Origin of the sequence: Streptomyces sp. NRRL WC-3549 (genome assembly GCF_000721935.1) — a bacterium.
Classification (GTDB): Bacteria; Actinomycetota; Actinomycetes; order Streptomycetales; family Streptomycetaceae; genus Streptomyces.
Genome location: NZ_KL585417.1, coordinates 1,567 through 15,879, shown reverse-complemented (window position 1 = coordinate 15,879; position 14,313 = coordinate 1,567). Strand labels below are relative to the sequence as shown.

Sequence of the window (14,313 nt, the reverse complement as noted above, 5' to 3'; positions counted from 1 at the left end):
GCGTACGCCCGGGCGCAGGACGGCCGCCCGGCGCGCGAGCCGGCGAAGGACGACACCGATGTGGCCGTGGGCCTGTCCGCCCCGGCGGGGCCGATCGCGGCCTCCTCCGCGTACAAGCAGGCCGAGCAGGCCCTCTCCGTGGCCCGCCGCCGGGGCAGGGCCCTGGTCGAGCACGAGGAGCTGGCCACCGGATCGGTCCTGCCCCTGCTCGCCGACGACGCGGTGCGGGCGTTCGCGGACGGGCTGCTCCGCCCGTTGCGGGAACACGACGCCAAGGGCCGCGGCGACCTGGTCGCCTCGCTGCGGGCCTGGCTCTCCCGGCACGGCCAGTGGGACGCGGCGGCGGCGGACCTGGGCGTCCACCGCCACACGCTCCGGTACCGGATGCGCCGCGTGGAGGAGATCCTGGGCCGCTCCCTGGACGACCCGGACGTCCGTATGGAGCTCTGGCTGGCCCTGAAGACGGCCGGCGCCTCCTCGACGACCCCGTAGACGCCGGTCCGGCCCGGGGTCCCACGGAACCGCATGCGACAAACCGGCGTATCCGCTCCCCGCTCTGCTCCGCACCGGACAAACCTCATCCGTACCGCCGCGCCCTACCGTGGGGGCCGGGCGCCCGCGTACGGCGCCCATGACGACCTTGTCCACCACCCGACGTCCACCACCCCGACGTCCACCCACCCCCGAAGGGCCGGAACCGCCATGACCTCCACCCACGCCTTCTGGCTGGCCGGCCGCCGGGCCACCGGCGAGGACAGCCTCGACGTCACCAACCCCTTCGACGGCCGGCTCGTCGGCAGGGTCGCCGTGCCGACCGAGGCGCAGGTCGAGGAGGCCGTCGCCGCCGCGTACGCCGTGCGCGAGGAGTTCGCCGCGACCCCGGCGCACGTACGCGCCGCCGCCCTCGACCACGTCGTCCGCCGCCTCACCGAGCGCACCGAGGAGATCGCCCAGCTGATCTCCGCCGAGAACGGCAAGCCCGTCAAGTGGGCGCGCGGTGAGGTCGGCCGTGCCGTCTCCGTCTTCCGGTTCGCCGCAGAGGAGGCCCGCCGGTTCAACGGAGGCGACGCCCAGCGGCTGGACACGGACGCCGGCGGCACCGGCCGGCTCGGGCTGACCCGGCGCTTCCCGCGCGGCCCGGTCCTGGGCATCGCGCCCTTCAACTTCCCGCTCAACCTCAGCGCCCACAAGGTCGCCCCGGCCATCGCCGTCGGCACGCCGATCATCCTCAAGCCCGCCCCGGCCACCCCGATCTCCTCGCTGGTCCTCGGCGAACTGCTGGCCGAGACCGACCTCCCGGCCGGATCCTGGTCCGTGCTGACCGTCCCCAACGACCGGATGCCCGCCCTGGTCCAGGACGAGCGGCTGCCCGTGATCTCCTTCACCGGATCGGGCCCCGTCGGTTACGCGATCATGGAGTCGGTGCCGCGCAAGCACTGCACCCTCGAACTCGGCGGCAACGGAGCGGCCGTCGTGCTCGCCGACTACTCCTCGGAGGAGGACCTGGACTGGGCCGCGAGCCGCATCGCGACCTTCTCCAACTACCAGGGCGGCCAGTCCTGCATCTCGGTGCAGCGCGTCATCGCCGACGCGTCGGTCTACGACCGGCTCGTCCCGAAGATCACCGCCGCGGTCGAGGCCCTGGTGACCGGTGACCCCTCCGACGCGGCCACCGACGTCGGCCCGCTGGTCAGCGAGGACGCCGCCCGCCGGGTGGAGTCCTGGGTCGACGAGGCCGTCTCGGCCGGCGCGACCCTCCTCACCGGAGGCAGGCGCGACGGCGCCACCTACGCCCCGACCGTCCTCACCGACCTGCCCGCCACCACCACGCTCGCCTGCGAAGAGGTCTTCGGCCCGGTGCTGTACGTGCAGCGGACCGACGGCGAGGCCGAGGCCTTCGCCGCCGCCAACGACTCCAAGTACGGCCTGCAGGCCGGGGTCTTCACCCACGACCTGCAGACCGCCTTCCGCGCCCACCGCGCCCTGGAGGTCGGCGGCGTGGTCATCGGCGACGTCCCCTCCTACCGCGCCGACCAGATGCCGTACGGCGGCGCCAAGCAGTCCGGTGTGGGCCGCGAGGGGGTGCGCTACGCGATGGAGGACTACACCTACGAGCGGGTCCTGGTCCTCACCGGCCTGGCCCTGTAGCCCCACGCGGGAACCGGACCGGCCGGCGCCCGCCGTGCAGCGGGCCCCGGCCGGTTCCGTGCCGCGCCGGGTGTCCGCCGCACGGTGGTAGGGGTGGCGCAGATGGGGTACATACGGACGAGTGGTGCCGATCGGTACACGTACGGCCCGACCATCGTCCCGACTCGCGGCGAGGTGAGTTCCTCATGTCCGCCCCATCCGACACCCCCCAGGCCCCCAAGGTCACCGAGCGCGAGGCACGGCAGGTGGCCGAGGCCGCCCGCGAACAGGACTGGCGCAAGCCGAGTTTCGCCAAGGAGCTCTTCCTCGGGCGCTTCCGGCTCGACCTGCTCCACCCCCACCCCGTGCCGGCCGCCGAAGACGTACGGCGCGGCGAGGCCTTCCTCGACCGGCTGCGCGCGTTCTGCGAGACCCGCGTCGACGGGGCGCTCATCGAGCGCGAGGCCAGGATCCCCGACGACGTGGTGAACGGCCTCAAGGAACTCGGCGCGCTCGGCATGAAGATCGAGACCCGGTACGGCGGTCTCGGCCTCACCCAGGTCTACTACAACAGGGCCCTGGCGCTCGCCGGTTCGGCGAGCCCGGCCATCGGCGCGCTGCTCTCCGCCCACCAGTCGATCGGCGTCCCGCAGCCGCTGAAGATGTTCGGCACCCAGGACCAGAAGGACGCCTTCCTGCCGCGCCTGGCCCGGACCGACATCTCCGCCTTCCTGCTCACCGAGCCCGACGTCGGCTCCGACCCGGCCAGGCTCGCCACCGCCGCCGTCCCCGAGGGCGACGACTACGTCCTGGACGGCGTGAAGCTCTGGACGACCAACGGGGTCGTCGCCGACCTGCTCGTCGTCATGGCCCGGGTCCCGGAGTCCGAAGGGCACAAGGGCGGGATCACGGCGTTCGTCGTCGAGGCGGACTCCCCGGGCATCACCGTGGAGCACCGCAACGCCTTCATGGGGCTGCGCGGCATCGAGAACGGCGTGACCCGCTTCCACCGGGTCCGCGTCCCGGCGGCCAACCGCATCGGGCTCGAGGGCGCCGGTCTCAAGATCGCCCTCACCACCCTCAACACCGGCCGGCTCTCGCTGCCCGCCATGTGCGTGGGGGTCGGCAAGTGGTCCCTGAAGATCGCCCGCGAGTGGTCGGCGGTCCGCGAGCAGTGGGGGCGCCCGGTCGCACGCCACGAGGCGGTCGGCGCGAAGATCTCCTTCATCGCCGCCACCACCTTCGCCCTGGAGGCGGTCGTCGACCTCTCCTCGCAGATGGCCGACGAGAGCCGCAACGACATCCGCATCGAAGCCGCCCTCGCCAAGCTGTACGGCTCCGAGATGGGCTGGCGGATCTCCGACGAGCTCGTCCAGATCCGCGGCGGCCGCGGCTTCGAGACCGCCGACTCGCTCGCCGCGCGCGGCGAACGCGCCGTCCCCGCCGAGCAGATGCTCCGCGACATGCGCATCAACCGGATCTTCGAGGGCTCCACGGAGATCATGCACCTGTTGATCGCGCGCGAGGCCGTCGACGCCCACCTCAAGGTCGCGGGCGACATCATCGACCCCGACAAGACGCTCTCCGACAAGGCCAGGGCGGGTGTCGACGCCGCCGGGTTCTACGCCCGCTGGCTCCCCAAGCTCGTCAGCGGCCCGGGACACCTGCCGAACTCCTACGGTGAGTTCCGCCCCGCGGGCCACCCCGACCTCTCCGGCCACCTGCGCCACGTCGAGCGCTCCGCCCGCAGACTGGCCCGCTCGACCTTCTACGCCATGTCCCGCTGGCAGGGCCGCATGGAGACCAAGCAGAACTTCCTCGGCCGCATCGTCGACATCGGCGCCGAACTCTTCGCGATGAGCGCCGCCTGCGTCCGCGCCGAACACCTGCGCGCCGACGGTGACCACGGACGCGAGGCCTACCAGCTCGCCGACGTCTTCTGCCGTCAGGCCCGCATCCGGGTGGAGGAGCTCTTCACCCGGCTGTGGTCCAACACCGACGACATCGACCGGCGGGTGGTCGAGGGCGTCCTGTCGGGGACGTACGCATGGCTGGAGGAGGGCGTCATCGACCCGAGCGGCGAAGGCCCCTGGATCGCCGATGCCGCCCCCGGCCCCGCCACCGGGGAGAACGTCCACCGCCCCATCCGCTGAACCGGCCCACCCGCGGGGCGCGTCCACTGCCTGGACGCGCCCCGCGCGCACGCCCGCCGCCAGGCAGGATGGACGACCGTGACCGTCATCCACGTCCCCGGCTCCAAGTCCGTCACCGCCCGCGCCCTGTTCCTGGCCGCCGCGGCGCACGGCACCACCACCCTCCTGCGGCCCCTGTGCTCCGACGACACGGAGGGGTTCGCCGAGGGGCTGACCCGCCTCGGCTACGGGGTGGTGCGCGAGCCGGACCGCTGGCACATCGAGGGGCGCCCCGGTGGTCCCGCCGTCGGCGAGGCCGAGGTCCACTGCCGTGACGGGGCCACCACCGCCCGGTTCCTGCCGACGCTCGCCGCCGCCGCGCCCTCGGGGACGTACCGCTTCGACGCCTCGGCCCAGATGCGCCGCCGTCCGCTCGCCCCGCTCACCGAGGCGCTGCGCGGCCTCGGCGTCGACCTCCGCCACGAAGGGGCCGAGGGCCACCACCCCCTCACCGTCCGGGCGTCGGGTGTCAAGGGCGGCGAACTCACCCTGGACGCGGGGGAGTCCTCCCAGTACCTCACCGCGCTGCTCATGCTCGGCCCGCTCACCGCCGAAGGGCTGCGCATCCACGTCACGGAGCTGGTGTCCGCCCCGTACGTCGAGATCACCCTGGCGATGATGCGGAGCTTCGGCGCCGACGTCGTCCGCGAGGGGAACACCTTCACCGTCCCCCCGGGCGGCTACCGGGCCACCACCTACGCCGTGGAGCCCGACGCGTCCACCGCGAGCTACTTCTTCGCCGCCGCCGCCCTCACCGGACGCGAGGTCACCGTCCCCGGGCTCGGCACGGGCGCGCTCCAGGGGGACCTGCGCTTCACCGACGTCCTGCGGCGCATGGGCGCGGAGGTGACGACCACGGACACCGGGACGACGGTCCGCTCCACCGGAGCGCTCTCGGGCCTCACCGTCAACATGCGCGACATCTCCGACACCATGCCGACCCTCGCCGCGATCGCGCCGTTCGCCTCCTCGCCCGTACGGATCGAGGACGTCGCCAACACCCGGGTCAAGGAGTGCGACCGGCTGGAGGCCTGCGCGCGGAACCTGCGGGCCATGGGCGTCACCGTGCACACCGGCCCCGACTGGATCGAGATCCACCCCGGGACCCCGCGGCCCACCGAGATCTCCACCTACGGCGACCACCGCATCGTGATGTCGTTCGCGGTCGCGGCGCTGCGCGTGCCCGGTGGTGTCACCTACGACGACCCCGGCTGTGTGCGCAAGACGTTCCCCGAATTCCACGAGGCCTTCGCCCGGTTCGCCGGGGAGGGCGCCGGCTGACCGGAGGAAAACCCCGTGCGTCCGACGCCGGCGGGATCTACCGTGCGCCCATGACGAGCCGGAACGACGTCCTGTCCGTCCTCGGCCTGCTCGACCGGGCGGGAGCCACCGTGGTGGTCGCCGGGGGGTGGGGCGTCGACGCGCTGCTCGGTGAGCAGACCCGTGAGCACCGCGACCTCGACCTGCTGCACGTGCGGGATCAGGAAGGCGCCGTCGTCGCGGCCCTGGAGGCGGCCGGATACACCGAGACGCTCGACTGGCGCCCGGCCCGTTTCGTCCTCAGCCACCCCGACGGGCCCGAGATCGACCTCCATCCGCTGGAGTTCGCCCCCGACGGCTCCGCCGTACAGGCCTCGCTCGACCCCGAGCGGCCCTTCCACTACCCGGCCGCCTGCTTCGTGACCGGCACCATCGGGACCGCCACGGTGCGCTGTCTCTCCGCCGAACAGCAAGCGCTGTTCCACCAGGGGTACGAACCGGCCGGTCACGACCTGGCGGACATGGCGCACCTGAGGAGGAAGTTCGGCGTCCGGACCCACATCTGACCCCCCGATGCCGCACAATCGAGCCCCGGCCGCGATCACGGCGGCCGTCGGCCGACGACAGGGGCGGGGATGTCAGGGGTGTGCGGAGCGGGAGGCCGGCGGGGCGCGTGCGGGGGCGGCGGGAGCGGGGACGGCGCCGGGGCCGCGACGGGCCCGGCGTCCACCGCCTCCGTTACCGCCCCCGCCGGACCCACCGAGGCGGAGGAGCCGTACACGCCCCACACCGTCGTACGCGGGGGCCCGGTCGCCCTCGCCCGCCGCGGGGAGACCCCGGACACGGAGGGCCTCCACGGCGTCCCGCGGGGCGCCGGGGCCGCGCAGGGGGAGAAAATCCTTGCCGCGCGGATCTGAACCACGCGCCGACGGGGGCGCCCTGTCCGCGCGCACAGCACGAGCGGCGACAATGGTCGCCATGACCGACAGTCCCGCACCACTCGCCGACCCCCATCTCGTCTTCGACGCGGTACAAGGCCGCCGGGATCTGGTGATCCTCGGCTCCACCGGGTCCATCGGCACCCAGGCCATCGACCTGGTGCTGCGCAACCCGGACCGCTTCCGCGTCACCGCGCTCTCCGCCGCGGGCGGCCGGATCGCGCTCCTCGCCGAGCAGGCGCGGCGGCTGCGGGTGCGTACCGTCGCGGTCGCCGACCCCGGCAAGGTGCCCGCGCTGCGCGAGGCGCTGCGCGAGACCCACGGCGCCGGCGAGCCGCTCCCGGAGATCCTGGCCGGCCCCGACGCCGCCACCGAGATCGCCGCGAGCGACTGCCACACCGTGCTGAACGGCATCACCGGTTCGATCGGCCTCGCCCCGACCCTCGCGGCGCTCAGGGCGGGCCGCACGCTCGCGCTCGCCAACAAGGAGTCGCTGATCGTCGGGGGCCCGCTGGTCAAGGAGATCGCGGCGCCCGGCCAGATCATCCCGGTCGACTCCGAGCACGCGGCGCTCTTCCAGGCACTGGCCGCCGGGAAGCGGTCCGACGTACGCAAGCTCGTCGTCACCGCGTCCGGCGGGCCCTTCCGGGGGCGTACGCGCGGCGAGCTGGCCGACGTCACCCGGGAGCAGGCGCTCGCCCACCCGACCTGGGCCATGGGACCGGTCATCACGGTCAACTCCGCCACCCTGGTCAACAAGGGCCTGGAGGTCATCGAGGCGCACCTCCTCTACGACATCCCCTTCGACCGGATCGAGGTCGTGGTCCACCCCCAGTCCTACGTGCACTCGATGGTGGAGTTCACCGACGGCTCCACCCTCGCCCAGGCGACCCCGCCCGACATGCGCGGCCCGATCGCCATCGGACTCGGCTGGCCCGAGCGGGTCCCGGACGCGGCCCCCGCCTTCGACTGGACGACCGCCTCCAGCTGGGAGTTCTTCCCCCTGGACACCGAGGCCTTCCCGTCCGTGGGCCTCGCCCGGCACGTGGGCGCGCTCGGCGGGACCGCCCCGGCGGTGTTCAACGCGGCCAACGAGGAGTGCGTGGACGCGTTCCTGGCGGGACGGCTCCCCTTCAACGGCATCATGGACACGGTCACCGCCGTCGTGGGCGAACACGGCACCCCCGCCACGGGAACTCCGCTGAGGGTCGCGGACGTCCTCGATGCGGAGACCTGGGCCCGCGCCCGGGCCAGGGAACTCTCGGCGGCAGCGACAGCGGAGGCGCACGCATGAGCATGACGACGATCCTGATGACGGTCCTGGGGATCGCCGTCTTCGCCGTGGGTCTGCTGTTCTCGATCGCCTGGCACGAGCTGGGGCACCTCTCGACCGCCAAGCTCTTCGGCATCCGGGTACCGCAGTACATGGTCGGCTTCGGACCGACGATCTGGTCGCGCAGGAAGGGCGACACGGAGTACGGCATCAAGGCCATCCCGGCCGGCGGTTACATCCGGATGATCGGCATGTTCCCGCCCGGCCCCGACGGACGGCTGGAGGCCCGCTCCACCTCCCCCTGGCGCGGCATGATCGAGGACGCGAGATCCGCGGCCTTCGAGGAGCTCCAGCCGGGCGACGAGTCGCGCCTCTTCTACACGCGCAAGCCGTGGAAGCGCGTGATCGTCATGTTCGCCGGGCCCTTCATGAACCTGGTCCTCGCCGTGGCGATCTTCCTCGGCGTGGCCATGAGCTTCGGCTTCCAGACCCAGACCACCGAGGTCGCCGGCGTCCAGCAGTGCGTGATCGCCCAGAGTGAGAACCGCGACACCTGCAAGACCTCCGACCCGGTCTCCCCGGCCAAGGCCGCGGGCCTGGAGGAGGGTGACAGGATCGTCGCCTTCAACGGCCAGAAGATCGACGACTGGGCCACCCTCTCGGACAAGATCCGGCAGACCATCGGCCCGGCCACCATCACCGTGCAGCGCGACGGCCGGGAACAGACCCTGAACGCCGTGCTGAAGAAGAACGCCGTGGCCAAGAAGGACGCCGACGGCGAGGTGGTCCCCGACCAGTACGTCAGCGCCGGCTACCTGGGCTTCGCCGCCAAGACCGAGATCGTCCCGCTCTCCTTCGGCGACTCCGTCGTCCGCATGGGCGACATGATCGAGAACGGCGTCGACTCGATCATCGCCCTGCCCTCCAAGATCCCCGCCCTGTGGAACGCGGCGTTCAGCGACGGCGAGCGCGCCGACGACTCGCCGGTCGGCGTGGTCGGAGCCGCCAGGATCGGCGGCGAGGTGATGAACCTCGACGTCCCGGCGCAGAACCAGATCGCGATGATGCTGTTCCTGCTGGCCGGGTTCAACCTCTCGCTGTTCCTGTTCAACATGCTGCCGCTGCTGCCGCTGGACGGCGGCCACATCGCCGGCGCGCTCTGGGAGGCCCTGCGCCGCAACGTCGCCCGGGTCTTCAAGCGCCCGGACCCCGGGCCGTTCGACGTCGCCAAGCTGATGCCGGTCGCCTACGTCGTCGCCGGGGTCTTCATCTGTTTCACCCTGCTGGTGCTCGTCGCCGACATCGTGAACCCCGTGAAGATCACCTGACGCCCCGTACGTCCCACGAGTGGCGGCCGTTCCCACGGGTGGCGGCGGGGACCGCCACCCGTGGGCGGTTTCGCGGACGGGTGCGCCCGTATTTCCTCCGGTGACGTAACCTCGAAGCCTGGAGACCGCCGTTCTCGGTACCTCGGTCCACACTGATCCACACCTTGGGGATGCTCAGCGCATGACTGCGATTTCTCTTGGAATGCCTGCCGTTCCGACCAAGCTCGCCGACCGACGGGTCAGCCGTCAGATCCAGGTCGGATCGGTGGCGGTCGGCGGTGACGCACCGGTGTCGGTGCAGTCCATGACGACGACGCGTACCTCGGACATCGGCGCGACGCTCCAGCAGATCGCGGAGCTGACGGCCTCCGGCTGCCAGATCGTACGGGTGGCGTGTCCCACCCAGGACGACGCGGACGCGCTCGCGACCATCGCCAGGAAGTCGCAGATCCCGGTGATCGCGGACATCCACTTCCAGCCGAAGTACGTGTTCGCCGCGATCGACGCCGGCTGTGCGGCGGTCCGGGTGAACCCGGGGAACATCAAGCAGTTCGACGACAAGGTCAAGGAGATCGCGAAGGCGGCGGGCGACGCCGGCACGCCGATCCGCATCGGCGTCAACGCGGGCTCGCTGGACGCGCGGCTGCTGAAGAAGTACGGCAAGGCGACGCCGGAGGCGCTGGTCGAGTCCGCGCTCTGGGAGGCCTCGCTCTTCGAGGAGCACGGCTTCAGGGACATCAAGATCTCGGTCAAGCACAACGACCCCGTCGTCATGGTGAACGCCTACCGCCAGCTGGCCGCGCAGAGCGACTACCCGCTGCACCTGGGCGTGACCGAGGCCGGCCCGGCCTTCCAGGGCACGATCAAGTCCGCCGTGGCGTTCGGCGCGCTGCTCTCCGAGGGCATCGGCGACACCATCCGCGTCTCGCTGTCGGCCCCGCCCGCCGAGGAGGTCAAGGTCGGCCTCCAGATCCTGGAGGCGCTGAACCTGAAGCAGCGCCGGCTGGAGATCGTCTCCTGCCCCTCCTGCGGGCGGGCCCAGGTGGACGTGTACAAGCTGGCGGACCAGGTCACCGCCGGGCTGGAGGGCATGGAGGTCCCGCTGCGCGTCGCCGTGATGGGCTGCGTGGTCAACGGCCCCGGCGAGGCACGCGAGGCGGACCTGGGCGTGGCCTCGGGCAACGGCAAGGGCCAGATCTTCGTCAAGGGCGAGGTCATCAAGACCGTCCCCGAGTCGAAGATCGTGGAGACCCTCATCGAGGAGGCCCTGAAGATCGCCGAGCAGATGGAGAAGGACGGCATCGCGTCCGGCGAACCCGAGGTCTCCGTCGCGGGCTGACCCCGCGGCACTGTGCACGCGTGCCCCGCGGAGCGTTCCGCGGGGCACAGCCGTGTCCGCTCCCCGGGACCGTCCCCCGCGCGGGCGGCGTTCCACAGGCTTGTCGGTTACAGTGCGGAAATCAGCAGACCGTATGGTGAGGCCCCCCAGTGTTGACGCAGACCACCACCCGGGTCCTCGACCCCGGCGAGCTCCCCGCCGCGCTCGCCGTCCTGGAGAGCGAACCCGTCGAGAACGCGTTCGTGACGTCCCGTGTCCGGGTCGCGGGGCTCGACCCCTGGCGCCTGGGCGGCGAGATGTGGGGCTGGTACACCGACGGCAGGCTCCGTTCGCTCTGCTACTCCGGCGCCAACCTCGTCCCCATCTGCGCCACCCCCGAGGCCGTCCGTGCCTTCGCCGACCGGGCCCGCCGGGCCGGCCGCCGCTGCTCCTCGATCGTCGGCCCCGCCGGACCCACGGGCCAGCTGTGGCGGCTGCTCGAACCGAGCTGGGGGCCCGCACGCGAGGTCCGGCCCAACCAGCCGCTCATGGTCGCCGAGGCGCCCTCCGCCGACGTGGAGGCCGACCCCCTCGTACGCCGTATCGGCAAGGAGGAGCTGGACGTCCTCATGCCGGCGTGCGTCGCCATGTTCACCGAGGAGGTGGGCGTCTCCCCGCTGGCCGGTGACGGGGGACTCCTCTACCAGGCGAGGGTCGCCGAGCTGATCACCACCGGCCGCTCCTTCGCCCGCATCGAGGACGGCAAGGTCGTCTTCAAGGCGGAGATCGGCGCCGCGACCCCCCGCGCCTGCCAGATCCAGGGCGTCTGGGTCGCCCCCGAGCACCGGGGGCGCGGGCTCTCCGAGACGGGCATGGCCGCCGTCCTGCGCTACGCGCTCGCCGACGTGGCCCCGGTCGTCAGCCTCTACGTGAACGACTACAACACCGCCGCGCGCCGGTCCTACAGCCGGGTCGGCTTCCGGGAGACGGGCGCCTTCATGAGCGTGCTGTTCTGAAGCGCGCGCTGTTCTGACCGGGCGGCCCGGACAGTAGGGTTCCCGCATGGCAGCAACCCCCGCTTTCCCCCGCGGCTCCGGGGCACCCGACGTCGTGGTCGGACCGCTCGACCTCGCCGCCCGTGTCGACGAGGCACTGGCCGTGCAGGCCGTCGCCTTCGGCCTCTCCCAGGCCGAGATCGACGTGCGCCGCCATATCGTGCTCCGGCACCTCGACGACCCGCGGGCACGGGCCCTCGGCGCCACCACCCCCGAGGGACGCCTCGCCGGCTTCGTCTACGGCCTGCCGAACGACCGTGCCCACTGGTGGTCCACCGTGGTCGAGCCGTACCTGCGGGCCACCGGCTGCGAGGGGTGGCTCGACGACTCGTTCGTGATCACCGAACTCCACGTCCACCCGGACTTCCAGCAGCGCGGCATCGGCCGCAGCCTGATCACCACCGTCACGGACTCCGTCGACCAGCCCCGCTCGATCCTCTCGGCGATCGACACGGAGAGCCCCGCACGCGGTCTGTACCGCTCCCTGGGCTACCAGGACCTGGCCCGGCGGGGCGGCTTCCCCGGCGCGCCCAAGCCGTACGCGGTGATGGGGGCGCCCCTGCCGCTGCTCCGCGGCCGGTGAATCGATTTCCGCCCGCCCGGGCCGCCCGGCTAACCTCGGGGCCACCACCCTTCCTAGCAGGAGTTCACCATGGCCCAGGTCCAGCGCATGTCCCGATTGATGATCAAGACACTGCGTGACGACCCGGCCGACGCCGAGACGCTCAACCACAAGCTCCTCGTCCGGGCCGGATACGTACGCCGCACCGCCGCCGGCCTCTGGTCCTGGCTCCCGCTCGGCAAGAAGGTCCTGGAGAACGTCAGCCGCGTCGTCCGCGAGGAGATGGACGCCATCGGCGGCCAGGAGGTCCTGCTGCCCGCGCTGCTGCCCAAGGAGCCGTACGAGGCGAGCGGGCGGTACGACGAGTACGGCGACCTGCTGTTCCGCCTCCGGGACCGCAAGGGTGCCGAGTACCTCCTCGGCCCCACCCACGAGGAGATCTTCACCCAGGTCGTCAAGGACATGTGCTCGTCCTACAAGGACCTGCCGGTGATCCTCTACCAGATCCAGACCAAGTACCGCGACGAGGCCCGCCCGCGCGCCGGTGTGCTGCGGGGCCGCGAGTTCCAGATGAAGGACTCGTACTCCTTCGACACCACCGACGAGGGTCTGGCCGAGTCGTACCGGCTGCACCGTGCGGCCTACATCCGCATCTTCGAGCGCCTCGGCCTCGACCACCGCATCGTCTCCGCGGTCTCCGGAGCCATGGGCGGCTCGGCGTCCGAGGAGTTCCTGGCGCCCGCGCCGGCCGGCGAGGACACCTTCGTCGACTGCCCGGCCTGCGACTACGCGGCCAACACCGAGGCGGTGACCTACGTCGCCGCCCCCGCCGAGACCCCCGCCGCGGGCCCGGTCGAGGAGCTGGACACCCCGGACACCCCGACCATCGAGACCCTCGCCGGCTTCCTCGGTGTCCCGGCGTCCGCGACGCTGAAGAACCTGCTGGTCAAGGTCGACGGTGAGATCGTCGCCGTCGGCGTGCCCGGGGACCGCGAGGTCGACCTCGGCAAGCTCGGCGAGCACCTGGCGCCGGCCGAGGTCGAGCTGGTCACCGCCGAGGACTTCGAGGGCCGCCCCGACCTGGTACGCGGCTACGTCGGCCCGCAGGGACTGGAGAAGGTCCGCTACATCGCCGACCCCCGCATCGCGGCCGGCACCTCCTGGGTCACCGGCGCCAACAAGGAGGGCGTCCACGCGAGGAACGTCGTCTGCGGGCGCGACTTCGAGGTCGACCAGTACCTCGACGTGGTCGTCGTCGAGCCGGGCGACCCCTGCCCCGAGTGCGGCACCGGACTCCAGGTGGACCGCGCCATCGAGATCGGCCACATCTTCCAGCTCGGCCGCAAGTACGCCGACATCTTCGCCCTCGACGTGCTGGGCCAGCAGGGCAAGCCGGTCCGGGTCACGATGGGCTCCTACGGCATCGGTGTCTCCCGCGCGGTGGCCGCCCTCGCCGAGCAGACCGCCGACGACAAGGGCCTGTGCTGGCCCCGTGAGGTGGCCCCGGCGGACGTGCACGTCGTCGCCGCGGGCAAGGCGCTCCAGACCGAGCTGGCGCTCGACGTCTCCGAGAAGCTCGGCGCCGCGGGGCTGCGCGTCATCGTCGACGACCGCGCGGGCGTCTCGCCGGGCGTGAAGTTCACCGACTCCGAGCTCATCGGCGTCCCGCAGATCCTGGTCGCCGGCCGCCGTTCGGCCGAGGGCGTCCTGGAGCTGAAGGACCGCCGCACGGGGGAGCGCGAGGAACTCACCGTCGACGAGGCCCTCGCCCGCCTGACCGGCCGGGGCTGACCCCGCCCAGGCCCCTGACGACGGCACGTGGCCCCCGCGCACCGCGCGGGGGCCACGTGCCGTCACTCCGGCGGGCGGTCCTCACAGCCAGCCGGCGAATTCGAGGGTGAGTTCACCGTCCTGGCGGCGGCCGGCCGTCAGGGTGCGGGTGCCCGACTCCACGGCCCGGAACAGCGTCCAGCCGCGCAGCCGGGCCTGGTCGACCTCCAGGGAGTCCGCCAGCTTCCTGATCCGGCGGCGCGCCGTCGCCGGGCCGCCCGGCGACGCGATCAGGTCCTCGACCCGGTCGCGTACCAACCGCGCCAGGTCGTAGGCGCGTTCCCCGACCAGCGGCTCCGGCCCGACCGCCAGCCACGGCGCCCGCTCGCCCGAAAGCACCTTGCTCTGCCGGAAGTTGCCGTGCAGCAGGAGGCTCTCGGTCTCCTGCGCGAGAAGTTCCTCGCGGGCCGCGAGCGCCGCCGAGACCAGC

At 72.5% G+C, this 14,313-nt stretch carries 13 protein-coding genes; 12 read left to right on the top strand and 1 reads right to left on the bottom strand.

What is annotated here, in order from left to right; genetic code table 11:
* The 12 genes from IH13_RS0123495 to IH13_RS0123440 all read left to right on the top strand — a co-directional run.
* Positions 1–492 (top strand): PucR family transcriptional regulator (locus tag IH13_RS0123495; protein WP_031087539.1); only part of this gene is annotated, 492 nt, incomplete at its 5' end.
* Positions 493–702: 210 nt separating this feature from the next.
* Positions 703–2,148 (top strand): aldehyde dehydrogenase family protein, encoded by a 1,446-nt coding sequence (locus IH13_RS0123490; RefSeq protein ID WP_031087537.1) that lies wholly within the window; start codon positions 703–705, stop codon positions 2,146–2,148.
* A 185-nt stretch (positions 2,149–2,333) separates the two neighbouring features.
* Positions 2,334–4,280 carry an acyl-CoA dehydrogenase family protein gene (locus tag IH13_RS0123485; protein ID WP_031087536.1) on the top strand — a complete coding sequence of 649 codons (1,947 nt, stop codon included), beginning with the start codon at positions 2,334–2,336 and terminating at the stop codon, positions 4,278–4,280.
* A 78-nt stretch (positions 4,281–4,358) separates the two neighbouring features.
* Positions 4,359–5,600, top strand: a complete 1,242-nt coding sequence (gene aroA / locus IH13_RS0123480; protein ID WP_031087534.1) for a 3-phosphoshikimate 1-carboxyvinyltransferase — start codon at positions 4,359–4,361, stop codon at positions 5,598–5,600.
* Between the two features lie 50 nt (positions 5,601–5,650).
* Positions 5,651–6,145: a nucleotidyltransferase domain-containing protein gene (locus IH13_RS0123475; protein WP_031087532.1), complete on the top strand. Its 495-nt coding sequence runs from the start codon at positions 5,651–5,653 to the stop codon at positions 6,143–6,145.
* Between the two features lie 78 nt (positions 6,146–6,223).
* Entirely contained in the window at positions 6,224–6,496 is a 273-nt protein-coding gene (locus tag IH13_RS0123470) for a hypothetical protein (RefSeq protein ID WP_158791272.1), read from the top strand.
* A gap of 61 nt (positions 6,497–6,557) precedes the next feature.
* Positions 6,558–7,811, top strand: a complete 1,254-nt coding sequence (gene dxr / locus IH13_RS0123465) for a 1-deoxy-D-xylulose-5-phosphate reductoisomerase (protein ID WP_037842160.1) — start codon at positions 6,558–6,560, stop codon at positions 7,809–7,811.
* Positions 7,808–9,118 (top strand): M50 family metallopeptidase, encoded by a 1,311-nt coding sequence (locus IH13_RS0123460; RefSeq protein ID WP_031087526.1) that lies wholly within the window; start codon positions 7,808–7,810, stop codon positions 9,116–9,118. Before dxr ends, IH13_RS0123460 begins: the two co-directional genes overlap by 4 nt.
* 181 nt (positions 9,119–9,299) lie before the next feature.
* Positions 9,300–10,457: a flavodoxin-dependent (E)-4-hydroxy-3-methylbut-2-enyl-diphosphate synthase gene (ispG, locus tag IH13_RS0123455; RefSeq protein WP_031087524.1), complete on the top strand. Its 1,158-nt coding sequence runs from the start codon at positions 9,300–9,302 to the stop codon at positions 10,455–10,457.
* A 149-nt stretch (positions 10,458–10,606) separates the two neighbouring features.
* A complete protein-coding gene (locus IH13_RS0123450; RefSeq protein ID WP_031087522.1) occupies positions 10,607–11,452 on the top strand; it encodes a GNAT family N-acetyltransferase in 846 nt (281 codons plus the stop codon).
* A 46-nt stretch (positions 11,453–11,498) separates the two neighbouring features.
* Entirely contained in the window at positions 11,499–12,074 is a 576-nt protein-coding gene (locus IH13_RS0123445; protein WP_031087520.1) for a GNAT family N-acetyltransferase, read from the top strand.
* Positions 12,075–12,143: 69 nt separating this feature from the next.
* Positions 12,144–13,844 (top strand): proline--tRNA ligase, encoded by a 1,701-nt coding sequence (locus tag IH13_RS0123440; RefSeq protein WP_031087519.1) that lies wholly within the window; start codon positions 12,144–12,146, stop codon positions 13,842–13,844.
* A gap of 81 nt (positions 13,845–13,925) precedes the next feature.
* Here the strand turns inward: IH13_RS0123440 and IH13_RS0123435 are convergent.
* Positions 13,926–14,313, bottom strand: a 388-nt coding sequence (locus tag IH13_RS0123435; RefSeq protein ID WP_031087518.1) for an aminoglycoside phosphotransferase family protein, incomplete at its 5' end; no start/stop codon positions are given.